Origin of the sequence: Sinorhizobium sp. CB7 (assembly GCF_041357635.1) — a bacterium.
Classification (GTDB): Bacteria; Pseudomonadota; Alphaproteobacteria; order Rhizobiales; family Rhizobiaceae; genus Rhizobium.
On the sequence record NZ_JAULLL010000020.1, the window covers coordinates 126,016 to 147,457 of the forward strand.

19 protein-coding genes are annotated in these 21,442 nt (G+C 60.0%); 8 read left to right on the forward strand and 11 right to left on the reverse strand.

Annotated elements, in window-relative coordinates:
- Nucleotide 1: 1 nt before the first annotated feature.
- The 4 genes from AAE029_RS29610 to AAE029_RS29625 all read right to left on the reverse strand — a co-directional run bounded on the left by AAE029_RS29610 (nt 2) and on the right by AAE029_RS29625 (nt 3,935).
- A complete protein-coding gene (locus AAE029_RS29610) occupies nt 2–709 on the reverse strand; it encodes a cytochrome c oxidase subunit 3 (RefSeq protein WP_371076489.1) in 708 nt (235 codons plus the stop codon).
- A complete protein-coding gene (ctaD, locus tag AAE029_RS29615; RefSeq protein WP_371076490.1) occupies nt 706–2,484 on the reverse strand; it encodes a cytochrome c oxidase subunit I in 1,779 nt (592 codons plus the stop codon). Before ctaD ends, AAE029_RS29610 begins: the two co-directional genes overlap by 4 nt.
- A 34-nt stretch (nt 2,485–2,518) precedes the next feature.
- The gene (locus tag AAE029_RS29620; protein WP_371076491.1) at nt 2,519–3,334 is read right to left on the reverse strand and encodes a cytochrome c oxidase subunit II; all 816 of its coding nucleotides are present in this window, start codon (nt 3,332–3,334) and stop codon (nt 2,519–2,521) included.
- Between the two features lie 211 nt (nt 3,335–3,545).
- Complete coding sequence (locus AAE029_RS29625; protein ID WP_371076492.1) at nt 3,546–3,935, reverse strand: cytochrome c family protein; 390 nt, start codon at nt 3,933–3,935, stop codon at nt 3,546–3,548.
- A gap of 330 nt (nt 3,936–4,265) precedes the next feature.
- On the opposite strand from AAE029_RS29625, the gene AAE029_RS29630 reads away from it, so the two are divergent.
- The 7 genes from AAE029_RS29630 to AAE029_RS29660 all read left to right on the forward strand — a co-directional run bounded on the left by AAE029_RS29630 (nt 4,266) and on the right by AAE029_RS29660 (nt 11,393).
- Nucleotides 4,266–5,042, forward strand: a complete 777-nt coding sequence (locus AAE029_RS29630; protein ID WP_371076515.1) for a FadR/GntR family transcriptional regulator — start codon at nt 4,266–4,268, stop codon at nt 5,040–5,042.
- Nucleotides 5,043–5,081: 39 nt separating this feature from the next.
- Nucleotides 5,082–6,065 carry a D-erythronate dehydrogenase gene (gene denD, locus AAE029_RS29635; protein WP_371076493.1) on the forward strand — a complete coding sequence of 328 codons (984 nt, stop codon included), beginning with the start codon at nt 5,082–5,084 and terminating at the stop codon, nt 6,063–6,065.
- A gap of 1 nt (nt 6,066) precedes the next feature.
- On the forward strand, nt 6,067–6,843 hold the full coding sequence (locus AAE029_RS29640) for an SDR family oxidoreductase (RefSeq protein ID WP_371076494.1): 777 nt from the start codon (nt 6,067–6,069) through the stop codon (nt 6,841–6,843).
- 105 nt (nt 6,844–6,948) lie between these two features.
- The gene (locus AAE029_RS29645; RefSeq protein WP_371076495.1) at nt 6,949–8,016 is read left to right on the forward strand and encodes an ABC transporter ATP-binding protein; all 1,068 of its coding nucleotides are present in this window, start codon (nt 6,949–6,951) and stop codon (nt 8,014–8,016) included.
- A gap of 135 nt (nt 8,017–8,151) precedes the next feature.
- Entirely contained in the window at nt 8,152–9,456 is a 1,305-nt protein-coding gene (locus tag AAE029_RS29650; RefSeq protein WP_371076496.1) for an ABC transporter substrate-binding protein, read from the forward strand.
- Between the two features lie 88 nt (nt 9,457–9,544).
- Nucleotides 9,545–10,477: a carbohydrate ABC transporter permease gene (locus AAE029_RS29655; protein ID WP_371076497.1), complete on the forward strand. Its 933-nt coding sequence runs from the start codon at nt 9,545–9,547 to the stop codon at nt 10,475–10,477.
- Nucleotides 10,478–10,493: 16 nt separating this feature from the next.
- The gene (locus tag AAE029_RS29660; protein ID WP_371076498.1) at nt 10,494–11,393 is read left to right on the forward strand and encodes a carbohydrate ABC transporter permease; all 900 of its coding nucleotides are present in this window, start codon (nt 10,494–10,496) and stop codon (nt 11,391–11,393) included.
- A gap of 76 nt (nt 11,394–11,469) precedes the next feature.
- Here the strand turns inward: AAE029_RS29660 and mmsB are convergent, their stop codons facing one another.
- From mmsB to araD1, 6 genes are all read right to left on the reverse strand, one after another.
- Nucleotides 11,470–12,660, reverse strand: a complete 1,191-nt coding sequence (gene mmsB, locus AAE029_RS29665) for a multiple monosaccharide ABC transporter permease (protein ID WP_371076499.1) — start codon at nt 12,658–12,660, stop codon at nt 11,470–11,472.
- Nucleotides 12,657–14,219 carry a multiple monosaccharide ABC transporter ATP-binding protein gene (gene mmsA, locus AAE029_RS29670; RefSeq protein ID WP_371076500.1) on the reverse strand — a complete coding sequence of 521 codons (1,563 nt, stop codon included), beginning with the start codon at nt 14,217–14,219 and terminating at the stop codon, nt 12,657–12,659. The genes mmsB and mmsA overlap by 4 nt, the downstream gene beginning before the upstream one ends.
- Nucleotides 14,220–14,294: 75 nt before the next feature.
- On the reverse strand, nt 14,295–15,326 hold the full coding sequence (gene chvE / locus AAE029_RS29675; protein ID WP_371076516.1) for a multiple monosaccharide ABC transporter substrate-binding protein: 1,032 nt from the start codon (nt 15,324–15,326) through the stop codon (nt 14,295–14,297).
- Nucleotides 15,327–15,541: 215 nt separating this feature from the next.
- A complete protein-coding gene (locus AAE029_RS29680; protein ID WP_371076501.1) occupies nt 15,542–17,386 on the reverse strand; it encodes an IlvD/Edd family dehydratase in 1,845 nt (614 codons plus the stop codon).
- Nucleotides 17,387–17,435: 49 nt separating this feature from the next.
- Complete coding sequence (locus tag AAE029_RS29685; protein ID WP_371076502.1) at nt 17,436–18,362, reverse strand: Gfo/Idh/MocA family protein; 927 nt, start codon at nt 18,360–18,362, stop codon at nt 17,436–17,438.
- 10 nt (nt 18,363–18,372) lie between these two features.
- Nucleotides 18,373–19,365 carry an AraD1 family protein gene (gene araD1, locus AAE029_RS29690; RefSeq protein WP_371076503.1) on the reverse strand — a complete coding sequence of 331 codons (993 nt, stop codon included), beginning with the start codon at nt 19,363–19,365 and terminating at the stop codon, nt 18,373–18,375.
- A gap of 407 nt (nt 19,366–19,772) precedes the next feature.
- Here araD1 and AAE029_RS29695 point away from each other — a divergent pair, with 407 nt between their 5' ends.
- Nucleotides 19,773–20,504 (forward strand): FadR/GntR family transcriptional regulator, encoded by a 732-nt coding sequence (locus AAE029_RS29695; protein WP_371076504.1) that lies wholly within the window; start codon nt 19,773–19,775, stop codon nt 20,502–20,504.
- A 34-nt stretch (nt 20,505–20,538) separates the two neighbouring features.
- On the opposite strand, the gene AAE029_RS29700 is transcribed toward AAE029_RS29695, so the two are convergent.
- The gene (locus AAE029_RS29700; protein WP_371076505.1) at nt 20,539–21,315 is read right to left on the reverse strand and encodes a FadR/GntR family transcriptional regulator; all 777 of its coding nucleotides are present in this window, start codon (nt 21,313–21,315) and stop codon (nt 20,539–20,541) included.
- Nucleotides 21,316–21,442 lie beyond the last annotated feature (127 nt).

Below are 21,442 nucleotides of genomic sequence, written 5' to 3' on the forward strand. Positions count from 1 at the left end.
CTCATGAAATCAATTGGCGGCAGAGATCGACGAAGTCATTCGCCCATCCGGCAAAGAGCGCGAAGAGAACCAGCCAGACGGCGAGCATGAAATGCCAATAGACGGCGCACAGGTCGAGGCTTAGGCGAAGCCTCTTCAGGGAGACGCTGCCGCCGAACGCTCGGACTGTCGTGCGACCGAGCACCGCAAGACCGCCGAGAATGTGGAGGCCGTGCAGACCGGTGAGCATGTAGAAGAAGCTGTTGGCGGGATTGTCGGAAAGCACGTAGCCGGCTGCGTTAAGCTCACGCCACGCCATGATCTGTCCGGCAAGAAAGAGGATTGCGGTTGTAAGTCCCGCCACCATGCCAAGACGTACCATGTCGTATCGGCTGCGCCGTGCTTCGGCCCTTGCCCATTCCATCGTGGCGCTGCTGAGCGCCAGCATGGTGGTGTTTATCCAGAGCAGCCGCGGGACAGGCGTAGCCCACCAGTCGGCGGCCGTCATGCGCATGAAGTAGGCGCTGATGAGAAGCGCGAAGAGGCCCCCGACAACGGCGAGGAAAATGCCAAGACCGATCTTGGCGGGCTCGATCGATGGGCGCCTGTCATGGAATCCGCCCGGCGTCGGCCCCACTTCCAGCCATGGTTTAGAGGTCAGCCGGTTCTGTCCCATCCACCACAGAACAATAGCGACGATGACAGCGAGAAAAATCAGCATGATGCTCATGAGGTGGCTCCCAGCGCCACCCTGTCGGGACCAGGCTTGTTCTGTGGAAGAAAATCGTCGCCATTGCCCGGCACGCTATAGTCATAGGCCCAGCGATAGACGACGGGCAGCTCCTTCCCCCAGTTGCCGTGCGCTGGTGGCGTTTGCGGCGTCTGCCATTCCAGCGTCGTTGCGTGCCAGGGATTGCCCCCGGCTTCCCGGCCGCGGAAGAGGCTCCAGACCAGATTGAACAGGAAGACGATCTGTGCTGCACCGACGATCAGCGCCATCACCGTGATGAAGACGTTCAGCGTGTGGACGGAGGACGGAATAAAGGCTGTCTCGCCAAGCTCATAGTAGCGGCGCGGCACGCCGACCAGGCCGAGATAGTGCATGGGGAAGAAGATCGCATAGGTACCGAGAAAGGTGATCCAGAAATGGATCCTTCCCATCACCTCGTTCAGCATGTGCCCGGTGACTTTTGGATACCAGTGGTAGATCGCTCCGAAGATGACCAGGATCGGCGCCACGCCCATCACCATGTGGAAATGCGCGACGACGAACATCGTGTCCGACAGCGGTACGTCGACGACGACGTTGCCGAGAAACAGTCCCGTCAGCCCCCCATTGACGAAGGTGACGATGAAGGCAAGGGCGAACAGCATCGGCAGCGTCAGATGGATGTCGCCCTTCCAGAGCGTCAGCACCCAATTGTAGACCTTGATCGCGGTCGGAACCGCGATGATGAGCGTCGTAACGGCAAAGAAGAAGCCGAAGTTGGGATTCATGCCGCTGACATACATGTGGTGCGCCCAGACAATGAAGCTGAGTGCTGCGATGATGAGGATCGCCCAGACCATCATGCGGTAACCGAAGATGTTCTTTCGCGCGTGTGTGCTGATCAGATCCGAGACGATGCCGAAGGCCGGCAGCGCCACGATGTAAACCTCGGGGTGACCGAAGAACCAGAACAGATGCTGGAACAGGATCGGGCTTCCGCCTCCCTGCTGCAGTTGTTCGCCCATCTCGACGATGGAGGGCATGAAGAAACTCGTCCCGAGCAACCGGTCGAACAGCATCATGACGGCGGCGACGAAAAGAGCCGGAAAGGCAAGCAGCGCCATGACCGTCGCCGTGAAAATGCCCCAGACCGTCAGCGGCATGCGCATCAGGGTCATGCCGCGCGTACGCCCCTGCAGAACGGTAACCACGTAGTTCAGCCCACCCATCGTGAAACCGATGATGAACAGAATCAGCGACGACAGCATCAGGATGATGCCCCAGTCGCGCCCGCCCGGCGTACCGGAGAGGATGGCCTGGGGCGGATAGAGCGTCCAGCCGGCGCCCGTCGGTCCTCCCGGCGCGAAGAAACTGGCGACCAAAACCAGCACGGCGAGCAGATAGACCCAGTAGCTCAGCATGTTGGCATAGGGAAAGACCATGTCCCGGGCGCCAAGCATCAGCGGAATGAGGTAGTTGCCGAAGCCGCCGAGAAACAGGGCCGTCAGGAGATAGATCACCATGATCATCCCGTGCATGGTGATGAACTGATAGTAGTGATCGGCATCGATGAAGGAGAAGTAACCGGGAAAGGCGAGCTGGATGCGCATCAACCAGGAGAGGACGAGCGCCACGAAGCCGATCGCCATGGCCGTGATCGAATACTGGACGGCGATAGTCTTGGCATCCTGGCTGAAGACATATTTCGTCCACCAGCTCCTCGGATGATAGAGTTCCACATCCTCGACTTCGGCGGGGTGGATAACGTCCCCGGCGCCGGATCGAATATCGACCATGGTATCTCCTCCTCGTTCCTCCGATAGCCCGCTCTCAGTTCGCCGGTAGCGTCTCTTTCGATGCCAGCATCTGCGTGAAGGTCGGCTGCTGCTGCAGCCAGGCCTGATAGGCGGTCTCCTCATCCACCATGACCGTTCCACGCATCTGCGGATGCCCGACGCCGCAAAGCTCGGCGCACAGAACGTCGAAAGTTCCGGTCCGTGTCGGCGTGATCCAGAAATAGGTCACCATGCCCGGGATCATGTCCATCTTTGCCCGGAATTCCGGCACATAAAAATCATGGACGACGTCTATCGAGCGCAGCAGCACCTTGACCGGCTTGCCGACGGGCACATGCAATTCGCCTCCTTCGACGATCACATCGTCGAGCCCAGCAGTGTCGTTTTTGTTTAATCCGAGGGGGTTGTCGGGCGTGACATCACGGGTGTCGGCTCTCCCCAACCGACCGTCCGCGCCCGGCAACCGGAAACTCCACTGCCACTGCTGGCCGACGATCTCGATCTGATGGGCGTCGGGCGGAACGGTGACGAACTGGTGCCATACGAACAGGCCGGGCGTGAGCATTGCCGCGACGCCCACAGCCGTTCCTACCGCGAGCCATGTTTCCAGCCGCCTATTTTCGGGTTCGTAGGCGGCCTGGTTTCCGGGTCGGTGACGGAAGCGGAAGATGCAATAGGCCATGAACAGGACCACGGCCACGAAAACAATGCCGGTGATGACGAAGGTGATGGTAATCGTATGGTCGATGTAGCTCCAGTTGGACGCTATCGGAGTCCACCACCAAGGGCTGAGAAGATGGAATACGACAGATCCCACCACCAGTAGAACCAGAATCAGCGCTATAGCCATTTCCCGCTCCCTGAAACCGTGATCCGCCTGCGAAAGCTTTCCGCAATCGGCCAACGTTTGTTAGTAGTATCTCATGAACAAGCCATGCGGGCAATTCCAACGACGGAAACGTTTTGCATGAGCAAACAACCAGGTGTCAGTGTCGCCTGAGGGGTGGTGGACACCCTCGATCCTGCTTGTGAGAGAGAAGGAGCGGCGTCCCACACCCTGTCTATTGCTTGGAGAATTGCTTCAGATAGGCGATGAGATTGGTGATCTCGGTATCATCCTTCAGCCCGACGAATGCCATTTTCGTTCCCTTAACCTTCAACTTCGGGTCGTGCAGATAATCGCGCAGCGCGGCGTCGTCCCAGACAAGGCCGCTCTCGCCGGCCTGCTTCATCGCCGCCGAATAGCTGAAGCCCGGATGTGTTCCAGCCTTTCTGCCAAACAGGCCGTTCAGCGAAGGGCCGACCTTGTTCTTATCCGTATCGGCGATATGACAAGTGGCGCATTTCTTGAAAACAGTAGCGCCCGCCGCGGCATCACCTTCCTGTGCTGCGGCGTTGAACGAAGAAAAAGCGGCAAGAAATACGCAAGTCGAAAGAACACGGTACCGCATGGCAATCCCATCCTCCACAGGTTGCCTGGAACAAAGGCTGGCGTCATCTCCCTTGCCGCCGCTCTTGCTCCGGATTTCGCCATCCGTTGCGATGGCGGATGACATTCCACGACCGCAAAAATTATGCCTTCGGCCCCATAAGTCAATTGATCCGAATGGTTAGTCGTCGCCGCCGCGACCGCAACGACGAAGCCGCAATCCGCTCGCTTCACGTGCAGCGCAAGAATGATTTGCTGCAATGCGGCGACGAACCTCCCTTGACGGAAGCCCTGTTGAGACATCTACTCAACTGATCTGCTGGACCGACCAGTAGCCAGGGAGGTGGCGATGATCGATGGCAGTCCGATTCTTGCGCAAATGCCGAACGTCGGGCATCGCCTCGACAGGCGCACTGCGCGTGAGGTCATCGCCGAGAAGCTCATGGTGCTGATTGCGACGAACATGCTGCGCCCCGGCGACGAACTCCCGGGCGAGCGCGAGCTGGCGAATGTCCTGCATGTCAGCCGGGAGACCGTGCGCGGCGCAGTGCAGATGCTGGCCGCCCGCCAGATCATCGAGGTTTCCCATGGGAGCAGGAGCCGAGTCGCGAATGTCGATCTCAGCCATCTGACGGTGACCATCGCCTCCCCGAATGCGATCGACAGCTATGATCTCGATGACGTGCATGCGGCGAGATTGCACATCGAACTCAAGGTCGTCGGCGATGCGGCCCGAAATATCGACGATGAGACGCTGCGCAAGCTGGAAAGCCTGCTGGAAGCGCAGCGGCTTTGCGGCGACGATGCGATGCGTTTCCTGATCTGCGATCGTGAATTCCATATGGCGATCTACAGGGCTTGCGGCAATCCACTTCTGTCGGATTTCGTCACCGATCTCTACACCTACATGATGGACAACAGGCGCAACGCCATGTCTCGGCCGGGCGCCGTCGCGGCCAGCTATAGCGATCACGCCGCGATCGTCGATGCACTGGCGAGGCGTGACGAGGATGCAGTGGTCGCCGGTTTCCGGCGCCATCTCCTGCGCATCTACGAAACAACCAAGGAAATGCTCGCCAGCCAAGGGCGAAGTACGGCAAAGGCGATCCCGGGAAAAACGGTGTGCTGACCGTATCGTTCGCGAAGGCCAACAAGGAGGTTCGGCGAAATGCATGTGATGGTGACGGGCGCGGCCGGCATGGTCGGCCGAAAGCTGATAGAAAGGCTTGGCTCCGAGGCCGGAGCGCTCGGTCGTGAGATCGGGAAACTGACGCTCGTCGATGTGGTGCAGCCGCCGATTCCTCCCGCCCTGTCATCAGTGGCGACGGCTCTTGCCGCCGATCTCACGGATGAAGGAGCGATCGCCAAACTGGTTGCATCGCGTCCCGATTTGATCTTTCATCTCGCAGCGATCGTGTCGGGCGAGGCGGAGGCCGATTTCGAGAAGGGTTACAAGGTCAATCTTGACGGCACGCGTGAGCTCTTCGAAGCCGTCCGTCGGGAAGGGCAAAGGGAAGCTTATCTGCCTCGCGTCATCTTCGCATCCTCGATCGCAGTCTTCGGCGAACCCTTCCCCGACAAGATCGGCGATGAGTTCTTCACGACGCCACTGACCAGTTACGGTACGCAGAAGGCGATTTGCGAGCTGCTGTTGGCGGATTACACCAGACGCGGCATTTTCGACGGGATCGGCATCCGGCTTCCGACCATCTGCGTTCGCCCCGGCAAGCCGAACAAGGCGGCATCGGGCTTCTTTTCCAACATCCTGCGCGAGCCGCTGGCAGGGAAGGAGGCCGTGCTGCCGGTCGACGAGAATGTCCGCCACTGGTTTGCAAGCCCGCGCTCGGCGGTCGGCTTTTTCGTTCATGCCGCCCGTATCGATACCAGCCGGATCGGCCCCCGGCGCAATCTGACCATGCCGGGCCTTTCCGCCCTTGTCGGCGAGGAGATCGCGGCCCTGGAGCGTGTGGCCGGTCGGAAGGCCGTCAATCTCATCCGCAGGGAGCCGGATCCGGTCATTCGATCGATTGTTTCCGGCTGGGCGACGGATTTTGACGCGCGTCGGGCAAGCGCACTCGGCTTCACCGCGGAAACCAGCTTCGACGAGATCATAAGGATCCATATCGAGGACGAACTCGGAGGAAAGATCTGACATGGCAGCCCCCTCGACCACGGGCAAAGATAAGATTGCGCTGGTGACCGGTGGCGGCACCGGTGTCGGCCAAAGTATCGCGCATGGCCTCAGCGCTGAAGGATATACGGTTGTCATTACCGGACGACGCGCCGATATCCTGGAGAAGGCAGCTGCGGAAATGTCGGCGGCGACGGGCGGCACGGTCCGCGCGGTCGTTTGTGATATCGGAGATCCAGGCAAGGTCGAAAAGCTGTTCGGCTCGATCCGCGCCGACTTCGGACGGCTCGATCTGCTGGTCAACAATGCCGGCTCGAACGTGCCTGCGATTCCATTGGAAGACGTAACCTTCGATCAGTGGAGCAACATTCTTGCTTCGAACCTGACCGGCGCCTTCCTGTGCACGCAACAGGCCTTCCGCCTAATGAAGACACAGACCCCCCGCGGCGGCCGCATCATTAACAACGGCTCGGTGTCGGCAACGACTCCGCGCCCCAATTCGGCGCCCTATACGGCGACCAAGCATGCCATCACGGGTCTGACAAAATCGACCGCGCTCGATGGACGGAGTTTCGATATCGCCTGCGGCCAGATCGATATCGGGAATGCCTCGACGGACATGACCTCGAAGATGAGCACAGGGGTATTGCAGGCAAGTGGCGAGTTGGCCGCTGAGCCGACCATCCCCGTCGAGCACATCGCGCGTGCGGTGGTCTACATGGCGAGCCTGCCGTTGGATGCGAACGTCCTCACTATGACGGTCATGGCGACACAGATGCCTTTCGTCGGCAGAGGATAGGAGAGGGAAGCCGGGACTGGCTGGAATGCCCGTAAAAAATCCTGGAGGAGAGGATCGCGGGTACCAACGCCAACGGTGAAAATGCAGGTTTTGGGAGGAGCCATAATGGCAGCAGTTGACTTCGTCGATGTCAGGAAATCGTTTGGTGCGGTACCAGTCATAAAGGGGGTAAACATCGAAATCGAGGACGGGGAGTTCGTCATCCTCGTCGGCCCTTCGGGATGCGGGAAATCCACGCTACTGCGGATGCTTGCCGGTCTGGAAAACATTTCCGCCGGCGAAATCCGCATCGGGGAGCGCGTCGTCAACACGCTGCCGCCGAAAGATCGCGACATCGCGATGGTCTTCCAGAATTATGCGCTTTATCCCCATATGACCGTCGCCCAGAACATGGCCTTTTCGCTGATGCTCAAGCGGTCGCCGAAATCCGACATGGACAAGCGCGTGAACACCGCCGCCGAAATCCTCGGCCTCTCGAAGTTGCTCGACCGTTATCCGCGCCAGCTCTCCGGCGGGCAACGCCAGCGCGTTGCCATGGGGCGTGCCATCGTGCGGGACCCGCAGGTGTTTCTCTTCGACGAGCCGCTGTCGAACCTCGATGCCAAGCTGCGCGTCGCCATGCGCGCGGAGATCAAGGAACTGCATCAACGGCTGAAAACGACGACGGTGTACGTCACCCATGATCAGATCGAAGCCATGACTATGGCCGACAAGATCGTCGTCATGCATGACGGCATCGTCGAGCAGGTCGGTGCGCCTCTCGAGCTCTATGATAAGCCTGCAAATCTTTTCGTCGCGGGCTTCATAGGTTCTCCGGCAATGAACATGATCAAAGGCAGGCTCAATCCGGAAAATTCCGGTGAGTTCATTGCCCCTGACGGTACGATCCTTCCAGTCGCAAAGCCCATGTCTCAAGCGAAGGGGCGCGAGCTCGTCTATGGACTGCGGCCGGAATATATCAGCATCGACCCCAACGGTCTGCCGGCAGAGGTCGTCGTCATTGAGCCGACCGGCTATGAGACCCAGATGATCGTGAAGCTGGGCGGCAGCGACGTGACCTGCATTTTCCGGGAACGCGTCGGTGCCCGGCCCGGCGAGACCATTCGCCTTTCGATCGATGGCGCGCATGTCCACCTGTTCGATGCCGACGGTGGCAGGCGACTTTCTGATTGATGCCGCTTTGCGGGGAGTGGAAAGGGGAGGAGCCTTTCCATTCTTGGCCGTCATTGCGGAAACTGCTGCCGCATTCGCCAAGCGGGACGGTGAATGCCGGAAGGATCTGCTCCCGCTTTTCAACGGAGGAGTATCATGACTTTCAAGAGACGCGATTTTCTAGCCGCATCCGCGGCCGCTGCCGGCGTGATGGGCCTCGGCCTGCGGCCGTCCTTCGCGCAAGCTGAGCCGAGCTACAAGCCGGAAGAGGGCGCAAGCCTCAGGTTGCTGCGCTGGACGCCGTTCGTCAAAGGCGACGAGGATGCGTGGCTGGCGAACACCAAGAAATTTACCGAAGCAACCGGTGTCGAAGTCCGTATCGACAAGGAGAGCTGGGAAGACATTCGCCCCAAGGCTGCGGTTGCCGCCAATGTCGGCTCGGGGCCGGACCTCATCATGTGCTGGTTCGATGACGCCCATCAATACCCGGACAAGCTCGTCGATCTGACCGAGCTCGCCAACTATCTTGGCAATAAATATGGCGGCTGGTACGACGGCCTGAAGGGCTATGCTTCACGCGGCGATAAGTTTATCGCCATGCCGCTGACCGCGATCGGCAATGCCGTCTGCTATCGGGACAGTCACGTCAAGGCGGCGGGCTTCAGCGAGTTTCCGAAGGATACGGCAGGGTTCCTGGAACTTTGCAAGGCAATGAAGGCCAAAGGAACGCCCGCAGGCTTCCCGCACGGCAAGGCCGTCGGCGACGGCAACAACTATGCCCATTGGCTGCTCTGGAGCCATGGCGGCAAGATGGTGGACGAGAGCGGCAAGGTCGTCATCAACAGCCCGGAAACGCTGGCTGCCATCAACTATGCCAAGGCGATGTACGAGACCTTCATTCCAGGCACGGAGAGCTGGCAGGATATCAATAACAACCGTGCCTTCCTCGCGGGCCAGATTTCCCTGACCGCAAATGGCGTGTCGCTTTACTATGCGGCGAAGAAGGATCCGGCATTGGCCGAAATCGCAGCCGATATCAGAACCACGAACTTCCCGATCGGTCCCGTGGGCAAGAGCGTCGAACTGCACCAGACGAGCTCGCTGCTTCTCTTCAACCACACGAAATATCCGGAAGCCGCAAAAGCCTACATCAAGTTCATGATGGAAGGCGACCAGATGAATGCCTGGATCGAGGGCTCGAGTGCCTATTGCTGCCAGCCGTTGAAGGCCTTCGCAAACAATCCGGTCTGGACCGCCGATCCGATCCACGCGCCCTATGCACGTGCCTCTGAGACGCTGCGCCCGAACGGCTATGCCGGACCGTTGGGTTATGCCTCGGCGGCAACGATGGCGGATTATGTGCTCGTCGACATGTTCGCGGTCGCGGTCACCGGCCAGATGACGCCGGAAGACGCTGTCGCCCAGGCCGAGAAGCGGGCGAACCGCTATTATCGCGTCTAGACTTTCGGCGAAACCAACGTCGAAAAAGCTCCACCGGCGCAAGCGCCGGCGGAGCATCGGAAGAGACCAATTCGAGCCGGAGATGACAATGGCCACCGTACCGTCCGGAAAACCGCCGACTGCCATGGCGTTGCTCTTTCAGAACAACAACGTCCTCGGCTTTCTGTTCATGCTGCCGGCGGCAGTATTTCTTGTCTGCTTCCTGACCTATCCGCTGGGTCTGGGGGTCTGGCTCGGTTTCACCGACACGCGCATCGGTCGCGACGGCATTTTCATCGGCCTTGAGAATTACCAGTTCCTGGCCAGGGATTCCGTCTTCTGGCTCGCCGTCTTCAATACGTTGCTCTACACCTTCGTGGCATCGGTGCTGAAGTTCGTTCTCGGCCTTTGGCTGGCATTGCTGCTCAACGAGAACCTGCCCTTCAAGTCCTTCTTCCGGGCGATCGTACTGCTTCCCTGGGTCGTGCCGACAGTGCTTTCGGCACTGGCCTTCTGGTGGATCTACGATTCCCAGTTCTCGATCATCTCTTGGTCGCTGATGCAGCTCGGCCTAATCGACCGCCCGATCAATTTCCTCGGAGACCCGACTAACGCCCGGATCTCCGTCATCGCCGCCAATGTCTGGCGCGGTATCCCCTTCGTCGCCATTTCGCTGCTGGCTGGCCTGCAGACCATTCCGCAGTCGCTGCAGGAGGCGGCGTCGCTCGACGGCGCGACGAGCTGGCAGCGTTTCCGACACGTGACACTGCCAATGCTGACGCCGATCATTGCGGTGGTGATGACCTTCTCGGTGCTCTTCACCTTCACTGATTTCCAGCTCATCTACGTTCTGACCAAGGGTGGGCCGGTCAATGCGACGCATCTGATGGCGACGCTTTCCTTCCAGCGCGGTATACCGGGAGGACAGCTCGGCGAAGGTGCTGCAATCGCTGTCGCCATGATCCCGTTCCTGCTCGCCGCAATCATGTTCAGCTTCTTCGGGCTGCAGCGCCGCAAATGGCAGCAGGGCGGCCAGGATTGAGGCGGAGGAGATCATCATGAGCACTAACACGACAACCAGTAGCGATATCCTGACCGACAATGCGGAGGGCATGAGCTATCTCAATCGCCTGCCGCGCAGGGTCGTACTCCTCTATCTTCCCATGGCAGTTTTCGTCTTCGTGTTGCTGTTTCCATTCTATTGGATGGCAATCACGGCGATAAAGCCGAACGCGCAATTGACGGACTACGCGCATCACAGCCCCTTCTGGGTCGTCAATCCGACACTTGATCACATCAAGTACCTGTTTTTCGAGACCTCCTATCCCGGTTGGCTCTGGAACACGATGCTGGTCGCCGTCGGGTCGACAATCCTGTCCCTGGCTGCCTCGGTCTTTGCCGCCTATGCGATCGAGCGCGTGCGTTTCAGCGGATCGCGACCGATCGGGCTGCTGATCTTCCTCGCCTATCTGGTGCCGCCCTCGATCCTCTTCATTCCGCTCGCCTTCATCGTCTTCAAGCTTGGAATCTATGACTCAAGGCTTGCGTTGATCTTCACCTATCCGACCTTCCTCATTCCCTTCTGCACCTGGCTGCTGATGGGCTATTTCCGCTCGATCCCGTTCGAGCTCGAGGAGAGCGCATTGGTGGACGGGGCTACACGATGGCAGATTCTCGTCAAGATCATCCTGCCGCTCGCAGTCCCCGGTCTGATCTCGGCGGGCATCTTCGCCTTCACCTTGTCGTGGAACGAGTTCATCTATGCGCTCACCTTCATTCAGTCTTCGGAGAACAAAACCATTCCCGTCGGCGTCCTGACGGAGCTGGTGCGCGGCGACGTCTTCGAATGGGGTTCGCTGATGGCCGGAGCACTGTTCGGCTCGCTGCCGGTGGTGCTGCTCTACTCGTTCTTCGTCGACTACTACGTGTCGTCGATGACGGGCGCGGTGAAGGAGTAGTCGATGCTTGAACGAAATCAGGGCCGGCGGGGATCACCCGCCGGCCCTGCGCTGCATGCTTGCGATTTTGGTCGTATCAGCGGCGCTGGTTATAGACGTCGACGCAGACGGCGCCGAGCAGAACCAGGCCCTTGATCACCTGCTGGTAGTCAATGCCGATGCCGAGGATCGACATGCCGTTGTTCATCACGCCCATGATGAAGGCGCCGATGACGGCACCCGTGACCTTGCCGACGCCGCCATAGGCGGACGCGCCGCCGATGAAGCAGGCCGCAATGACATCGAGCTCGAAGCCGATGCCGGCCTTCGGCGTCGCCGTGTTCAGACGGGCTGCGAAAACCAGTCCGGCGAGTGCTGCGAGCACGCCCATGTTGACGAAGGTGAAGAAGGTCAGGCGCGCGGTCTTGATGCCGGAGAGCTGTGCCGCCTTGATATTACCGCCAACGGCATAGATCTGCCGCCCGATGATGGTGCGGTTCATCACGAAGCCGTAGGCTGCGATCAGCAATGCCATGATGATCAGGACGTTCGGCATGCCGCGATGCGAGGCGAGCAGGTAGGCAAGGAAACCGATCACGGCGAAAATGACGACGTTCTTGCCGATGAAGAAACCGAATGGCTCGGTCTCGACGCCGTGCGACAGCCGCCGCGCGCGGCTTGCGAAATTCTGCCGGATCAGGAGAACCGCAAGCACCAGCCCAAGCAGCAGCGATGTCACGTAGAGGCCACCGGACGAGGAGATGAATTCGGGAATGAAGCCCGAAGACAGCTTCTGGAATACCGGTGAGAAGGGACCTACCGACTGGCCACCGAGGAAGGTCAGCATCAGCCCCTTGAAGACGAGCATGCCGGCGAGCGTGACGATGAAGGAGGGTATCTTGAAATAGGCGACCCAGAAACCCTGCGCCGCTCCGATCAGCCCGCCGATGACGAGGCAGATGATACCTGCCACAATGAAGTTCACCCCCCAATGAACCATCAGCACCGCGGCGATCGCGCCGATGAAACCGGCGACGGACCCGACCGAGAGATCGATATGCCCGGTGACGATCACCATCAACATGCCGAGCGCCATGATGACGATATAGCTGTTTTGCAGCACCAGGTTCGTCAGGTTCAACGGCTTCAGCAAGGTGCCGCCGGTCGCAAACTGGAAGAAGATGACGATGGCGACCAGCGAGATCAGCATGCCGTAATCGCGCAGGTTGTCCTTGAGGAAGCCCGATGCCGTCTGAGGCGCGGACAGCGTGTTTGGAGGGTTGCTCATTCTTCTCTCCCTTTGCGCCGCATGATGGCGCGCATGATGTTTTCCTGGGTCGCCTCTTCACCGGCGACCTCGCCGACGAAGGCACCCTCGTGCATGACCATGATCCGATCGCATATGCCGATCAGCTCCGGCATTTCCGAGGAGATGACGATGACGGCCTTGCCGGCATCGGCCAGCTCGTTGATGATCGAATAGATTTCGTATTTCGCACCGACATCGATGCCGCGGGTCGGCTCGTCGAGGATCAGCACGTCAGGACCGGTGAACAGCCATTTCGACAGCACAACCTTCTGCTGGTTGCCGCCCGAGAGCTTTCCCGTCTCCTGATAGACATTGTGGCTGCGGATGCGCATGCGCTGGCGGTAATCCTGCGCAACTTTCATCTCAGCTATGTCATCGATGACGCCCTTTTCGGCGACCCCCTTGAGATGGGCAAGCGAGACGTTCTTGCGGATATCTTCCGCCAGGATGAGGCCTAGGCTCTTTCGATCCTCGGTGACATAGGCAAGGCCGGCGGCAATCGCCCGGTCCACGGTCGAGACGTCGACGGGCTTGCCGCGCATGCGAACCTCGCCGGTGATGTCGCGGCCCCAGGAGCGGCCGAACACGCTCATGGCGAATTCCGTCCGCCCGGCGCCCATCAGGCCGGAAATGCCGACGATTTCGCCGGCGCGCGCCGACAGGCTGACATTCTTGACGACTTTCCGCTCGACATGCTGCGGATGATGGACCGACCAGTTCGCGATTTCGAAGATGGTCTCGCCGATCTTCGGGGTACGCTTGGGGTAGCGGCTTTCCAGGTCCCGGTCGACCATCTTGCGGATGATGTCGTCCTCTTCGATCACCTGGGCGTGGCAGTCGAGGGTGGCGACGGAGCGGCCATCGCGCAGAACCGTGATCTGGTCGGCGACGGCGGAAATCTCGTTCAGCTTGTGCGAAATCAGGATCGAAGTGATGCCGTGGGCTCGAAACTCCTTGAGGAGCTCGAGGAGGGCTGCGCTGTCGTTCTCGTTCAGGCTTGCCGTCGGCTCGTCCAGAATGAGCAGGCGCACGTCCTTCGAAAGTGCCTTAGCGATTTCGACGAGCTGCTGCTTGCCGACGCCGAGATTGGTGATTAGCGTGTCGGGCGCCTCGGCCAGCCCCACCTTCGCCAGCAGAGCCTTGGTGCGCTCATGCACGGCCGAGCGGTCGATGACGCCGAAACGGGCGGGCGGATTGGCGAGGAAGATATTCTCCGCGATCGACATCAGCGGAATCAGCGCCAGTTCCTGGTGAATGATGATGATGCTGAGCGCTTCCGAATCGTTGATGTCGCGGAAACGGCGTTCTTCCCCGGCAAAGAGGATGGACCCTTCGTAGCTTCCGTGCGGATAGACGCCGGAGAGCACCTTCATCAACGTCGATTTGCCGGCGCCGTTCTCTCCCACCAGCGCATGGATCTCGCCTTCGCGCACGGTGAAACTGACATCGGTCAACGCCTTGACCGCGCCGAACGATTTGGAGATGCCACGCATCTCGAGAATGGGGGGCCTTTCAGCCAAACTGGCGGATATGGTCATTGGATCATACTCCGGTTTGACGGTCGAGGTTGCGCGCCGGCATCGAGCCGTCGCGCCACCCGCGATCCGCAAGCCTTACTGGATCTGGGCGGCGGCGTAGTAGCCGCTATCGACCAGCACGCTCTTCCAGTTGCTCTTGTCGACAACAACCGGCTTCAGCAGGTAGGACGGAACGACCTTGACACCGTTGTTGTAGGTCTTGGTGTCGTTGGTCACGGGTTCCTTGCCGTTCATCAGCGCGTCGACCATGTCGACGGTAACCTTGGCGAGGTCGCGCGTATCCTTGAAGATGGTCGAATACTGCTCACCGGCGAGAATGGACTTCACCGAGGGAACCTCGGCGTCCTGGCCGCTGACGATCGGCATCGGCATGTCGCCGCTGCCATAGCCGACACCCTTCAGCGAAGACAGGATGCCGATGGAGATGCCGTCATAGGGCGACAGAACTGCGTTGAGCTCCTTGTCGGCGTAGTAGGCGCTGAGAATCGCGTCCATGCGGGCCTGAGCGGTCGCTCCGTCCCAACGCAGGGTCGAGACCTTGTCCATGCCCATCTGGCCGCTGCCGACGACGAGCTTGCCGCTGTCGATCAGGGGCTTCAGCACGCTCATGGCGCCGTCATAGAAGAAATAGGCATTGTTGTCGTCCGGCGAACCGCCGAACAGTTCGATGTTGAACGGGCCGGCTTCCTGATCTGCCTTCAGTCCCTTGACGATCGACTGTGCCTGCAGCACGCCGACCTGGAAATTGTCGAAGGTCGCGTAATAGTCGACGTTCGGGGTGTCGCGGATCAGGCGGTCATAGGCGATGACCTTGATCTTCTTGTCAGCTGCCTGCTGCAGAACGTCGGACAGCGTCGTGCCGTCGATCGATGCGATCACCAGCACCTTGGCGCCCTTCGTGATCATGTTCTCGATCTGTGAAAGCTGGTTCGGCACGTCGTCTTCCGCATACTGCAGATCCACGTCGTAACCGCGTTCCTTCAATACCTTGACCATATTGTCGCCGTCGGCGATCCAGCGTGCCGAGGACTTGGTCGGCATTGCGACGCCGACAAGGCCCTTATCGGCGGCCTTCACAGGCATGGCAAAAGCCATGCTGGCGAGCATTGCCGCGGCAGTTATAGTCTTGAATAAGCTCATGCTTCTCCCTCCAAAACGGCGCATTCACTGCGAATGCGCCAAATTCTCGATGAACGGCCGTAATTGGCCCTGAAGCAATTCCAGGAAAGGTGCGAAGTCTTTTCCATTCGGAATTGCGTAAAACAAGAGGTTAGAGCGGTTCTGCGTTTCCATGGAAAGCTGAACCGCGCCAACGTCGGATTTCAGTGATTGTCGCGCGGCAGACCGCTCGTCTGGGCGATCCGCTGGTACTTGACGGCCGGTTCGAGCACGGCGCCCGTTTCGAGCTGCCCAACGATACCGCGCTGGATTTCCTGCCAAGGGGTCTGATGCTTGGGATAGTGGTATCCGCCGGCGGCCTCAAGGGCCTTGCGGCGCTCCGCCAGCTCCTCATCCGAGATCAGGATGTCGGCGGTTCCGCGGCCGACGTCGATGCGGACGCGGTCACCGGTCTTCAGCAGTGCCAGTCCGCCGCCAGCGGCCGCTTCTGGCGAGGCGTTGAGAATGGACGGGCTGCCCGAAGTGCCGGATTGACGTCCATCGCCGATGCAGGGAAGGGACGTGACGCCTTCCTTGAGCAGGTAGTCGGGTGCGCGCATGTTGACGACCTCGGCGGCTCCCGGATAGCCGATCGGGCCGGCGCCGCGCATGAACAGGACCGTATTCGCATCGATGCCGAGCGAGGGGTCGTCGATCCGGTGGTGATAGTCTTCCGGCCCGTCGAAGACGACCGCGCGGCCTTCGAAGGCATCGGGATCTTTCGGATTGGACAGGTAGCGTTGGCGGAATTCCGGCGAGATGACGCTCGTTTTCATGATTGCCGACGAGAAGAGGTTGCCGCGCAGCACGCGGAAACCTGCATGCTCCTTCAGCGGCTCTTCGAAGCGGCGGATGACCTTTTCGTCCTCGATGATCGCGCCGCGGCAGTTCTCGCCGATGGTCTTGCCGTTCACCGTCATGGCGTTCTCATGGATGAGGCCATGGCGCATGAGCTGATTGACGACCGCCGGCACGCCACCGGCGTGATAGTAGTCCTCGCCGAGATATTCGCCGGCCGGCTGCAGGTTGACGAGCAACGGCACTTCCTCGCCATAGGTCTGCCAGTCGTCGACCGTCAATTCGACGCCGATATGCCGGGCCAGACCGTTCAGGTGGATCGGGGCGTTGGTCGAACCGCCGATGGCGGAATTGACGCGGATGGCGTTGATGAAGGCTTCCTTCGTCATGATGTCGGAGGGTTTCAGATCCTCGCGTACCATCTCGACGATCCGGAGCCCCGTCAGATAGGCGGCTTCCTGGCGATCGCGATAGGGCGCCGGAATGGCCGCCGAGCCCGGAAGCTGCATGCCGAGCGCTTCGGCAAGCGAATTCATCGTGGTCGCCGTGCCCATCGTGTTGCAGTAGCCGGTGGACGGCGCGGAGGATGCGACGAGCTTGACGAAGCCCTGGTAGTCGATTTCACCCTTTGCCAGCAGCTCACGTGCCTTCCAGACGATCGTTCCCGAACCGGTGCGTTCGCCGCGGAACCAGCCGTTCAGCATCGGACCGACCGACAGAGCGATGGCGGGAAGATTGACTGTGGCCGCGGCCATGAGACAGGCCGGCGTGGTCTTGTCGCAGCCGATCGTCAGCACGACACCATCGAGCGGATATCCGTAAAGCACTTCGACCAGGCCCAGATAGGCGAGGTTTCGGTCGAGGCCCGCCGTCGGCCGCTTGCCCGTCTCCTGGATCGGATGCACCGGAAATTCGATGGCGATACCGCCTGCTTCGCGGATACCTTCCCGAAGGCGATGGGCGAGTTCGAGATGGTGCCGGTTGCAGGGCGAAAGATCGGAACCGGTCTGCGCGATGCCGATAATCGGCCGGTCGGATTGCAGTTCCGCCTGGCTGAGACCGAAGTTCATGTAGCGCTCGAGATAAAGCGCCGTCATGTCCGCATTGGCCGGATTGTCGAACCAGGCTCGCGAACGAAGCTTGGTCTTCTCTCCGCGGCTCTTGTCCGTTTCAGCTATTTCAGTCGAGGGAGAGTTCTCTGATTTCGTCATCGCATTTACCCGTGAATGAAGAGATGTGAAAGAACAGCGCTGGCTATGGTCAGTCTACGAAGGCTTCGACCACGTGGCGGCGCCCCAGCATGAAGGCGTCGGCGACATGCACGAGCGGCGACAGATCGGTGTCCATGCGACGACCGGCGACCAGCTTCACGAAGTCAGCGTACAGATTCCGATATTCGCGATCGGCCTCGACGATCTGCTCCTTGCCGTCGACGATAAGCCGGCTGCCACCATGTGTCAGCACGACGGAGCCCTCATCGCACTCGACCCGGATATCCCAGGTCTGCGGCCCGGTCTGGCGCCAGTCGAACTCGGCAGAGACGGGAATGGCGCTGTCGGTTTCGAAGGCGAGGCTGGCCGCAATCGGTGCTGCCCGGTTGTCCGGAAAGAACAGGTCGGATCGCACGAGATGGAATGACTCCGGCATGATGCGGGTGACGATCGAGAGCGCGTTGATGCCCGGATCGAAAACGCCAAGACCGCCCGGTTCCCAGATCCAGGCTTGGCCGGGATGCCAGTGGCGGACATCTTCCTTCCACTCGACGTGGACGGAACGGATGGTGCGTTGCGACAGGAGCTTGCGTGCCGGCTCGACCGCGGCTGCGGCGCGGGAATGCCAGGTGGCGAAAAGCGTCAGCCCCTTTGCCTTCGCGAGAGCTTCGAGTGCGTAGACCTCGGAGAGCGTCGCGCCCGGGGGCTTTTCCAGCATGACGTGCTTGCCGGCATCGAGCGCTGCCTTCGCCTGGGCAAAGCGGCCTTGCGGCGGCGTACAGAGCGAGACGGCGTCGACGACAACGTCCGAGCCGAGCAGCGCGTCGATGTCACCAAAGGATGGAATACCATCGAGTGAAGCATTGCGGCTGGCGACAGCAACGAGATCGATGCCGTCGGTCGCCTCGATGGCTGAGAGGTGTTGATCGCGAGCGATCTTGCCGAGACCGACAATGGCAAGCCGGATCGATGACATGCGCTCCTCCTTAGAGCTTCTTCACCGTGACCGATGCGGCAGGCGCGACGCTCAGACGGTTGACGAGTGGCAGACGGAAAGGAGCCGCGGAGATTTCAAAGACGTCCCCTTCTTCCGTCTTGACGCCATTCGAAAATGACAATGTCGCAGTGCCGAAGAAATGGACGTGCAGGTCGCCCGGCCGGCGGAAGAGATGGTATTTGAAGTTGTGATGCTCCAGATTAGCGATCGTGTGCGACATGTTCGCTTCGCCGGAAAGGAAAGGCTTTTCGAAGATCACGTCATCGCCGCGCCGCACCCGCGAAACACCTTCGACATGGTCCGGCAGGTCGCCGACCAAGAGCTCCGGGCCGAGTGCTGCCTGGCGCAGCTTCGAATGCGCGAGCCACAGATAGTTGCCTTTTTCCGTCACATGGTCGGAGAACTCATTGGCGAGACAGAAACCAAGCCGGAACGGCGTACCGTCGGGGCCGATAAGGTAGATGCCGGCCAATTCCGGCTCTTCACCGCCATCGAGCGCAAAGGCCGGCGAGACAAGGTCGGCGCCTGTCGGGCGGAGCGTCGAGCCGTCGCCCTTGTAGAACCATTCCGGCTGGACGCCCGTCTCACCCGGCTTCGGCTTGCCGCCTTCGACGCCCATCAGGAACATGCGCATGGAATCGGTGGGTTTTTCGGCCGACTGCGCAGCCTTGTGCATCTTGTCGCGGCCGTCGGCCGAACCGAGATGGGTCAATCCGGTTCCGGCGACGATGAAATGTGCCGGATCCGGATGCGATACCGGGAGCGCCAGGCGTTGCTCGGAGACTGCTTTCTCGATATCGACGGTTTCAGCCAGCCCCGCCACCATGATACGCTCGGCAAGTGTCTGCCCGGCGGCAATCGCCTGCGTCGCGAGGTCGTAAGTGGAGTCGGCTCCCTTTACGACACGTGCGTCGTCAGCCCCGTTCCAGGCGACGACGCGAATGCGGCCGTCTTCGCCGGTCACTTGAAGAATACGCAGCATTTTCCTCCCTCACCCTTTGTGGGGTTTCATTTCATCCTGGCGTCCGTTAGAGGCTCGCCAAGCGTCATAAATATGACTATTAGATCGAAAGATTGCTTGTCAAGCGTGGTGTCAGCATTGTGAAAGCGCGGTGAATCCGGTGCTAAATACGCCAAAATCATTGAATTTAAACGGTATATCTCAGCTTCGCCTGTAAAATGCTTGAATGTGTTAATTTCAAATAAAAAGTCATACTATATGGCTAGGCGGGCCCTGCTGTGATAATCGGTGGCTGCAAATGGAAGCTGATCGCCCCACTTTGTTGCGCTAGACGAAAACCGGGAGCGGTATAATCATAGTGGCATTCATCGTATAGGGGCAGGGTGTCGCTGGTTTGACGGTCGATCGGCGATGTTAGGGAGGTCTGTGTGGGGTTGCTGGAGACGACGATCACCGGGCGCAAGCGGCGCAGCAGCCATGCGCATGTGGTTGCCGAACTGGGACGGGGCATCGTCTCCGGAGATATACCGGAGGGTTCGATCCTCCCCGGCGATGCGGAACTCTCGTTGCGTTTTGGCGTCTCGCGCACAGTCCTGCGCGAAGCTATGAAGACTCTGGCCGCGAAGCGGCTTGTTGAACCCAAGGCCAAGGTCGGCACAAGGGTGCTCGATCAGTCGAGCTGGAATTTCTTTGATCCCGATGTTCTTGGCTGGCGTTGCGAAGCGGGCGTCGATCTTGGCTTCGTCGAGCACCTGGCCGAGATGCGCATGGCGCTGGAGCCGGCTGCAGCGGCGGCTGCCGCTCTGCGTGCGACAACCGAAGACATCGTAGCGCTTTATGCCATTGCGGCGAAATTCGACGATCTTAGCCATACGCCGGAGAGCATCGCCAAGGTGGACCTCGAATTTCACGTCGCGATTGCGCACATGTCCGGCAATCCCTTCATGCGTTCGGTCAGTGCCCTCATTGAAGCGGCGCTGGCGATTTCATTCCAGCTGTCATCACCGGCGGCATCCGTCGAAAAGATCAACGAGATTGCGACCAATCATCTGCGCATCGCCCATGCGATTGCCGCCCATGATCCGGAAAAGGCGGTCGCCGCGATGAAATATGTCATCGAGATCGGCAAGGGGCGCATTCGGGATTCGCTCGAAAATTAGCCCGCTCTATCCAGCTGAAGAGACGATCTTCTCGTCACTCGTCCAGCCAGGGCGAGCTGAAGCGCAGCAGGCGTCCTTCCGTCGCAAAGGCTTCCAGCACACGTTCTCGTCCATCCTGAATGACGGACTCCATGGCGCTATATGCAGCGCGGCCGTCATGATTGGCGATGGCGTCGATGATCCGCATATGCGTTTGCGATATATCGGAGAACCCGTTCTGCGATGGCGGCGTACTGACGCGAAACATGCCGACAAGTGCTGCCTCGATCAGGCTTCCGACGGTGCGCATGAACGGATTATGCGATGCCTCTGCAATGGCGAGGTGGAAGCGCAGATCGACGGCGGCGAGGCTCCGGCTCGAATGCGAGGATTTTCCCATCTCTCTGGCCAGCAGCCGCAGAGCATCCCTTTCGGCGGAGGTGGCGCGCTCTGCGGCAAGCGCTGCGGCAAAGGGCTCGAAAGCGAGCCGGACATCATAGAGGTGCAGGAGAAAGTCCTGGTCCACCCCGCTGTCGAAATGCCAGTTGAGCACGTCGCTGTCGAACATGTTCCATTGGCTTTTTTCGGTGACCTTCGTTCCGACGCGCGCCCGGGGCACGATGAGACCCTTTGCGGCCAGCGTCTTCATGCTTTCACGAAGCACGGTTCGCGACACACCGAAACGCTCCACGAGGTCGCTGTCGCCCGGAAGCGGCGCTCCCACTGGGAACTGACCGGAGACGATATCCTTGCCGAGTTCATCGACGACTTGGGAATGGCTGGTCCTGAGCGGACTGCCGGTTTTCTGTGTGTGAAGGATTCCGTTGTGCAAGGACCTGGCCCCCCTTAGAGCCGGATGATTTCAGGTCGAAACGACCTGAAATCTGAATCCGGCTCTCAATCAAAAAAGCTGGAGCGGGATGTCGTCCGAAAACCGCGCACACTTTTCGGCATCCCGC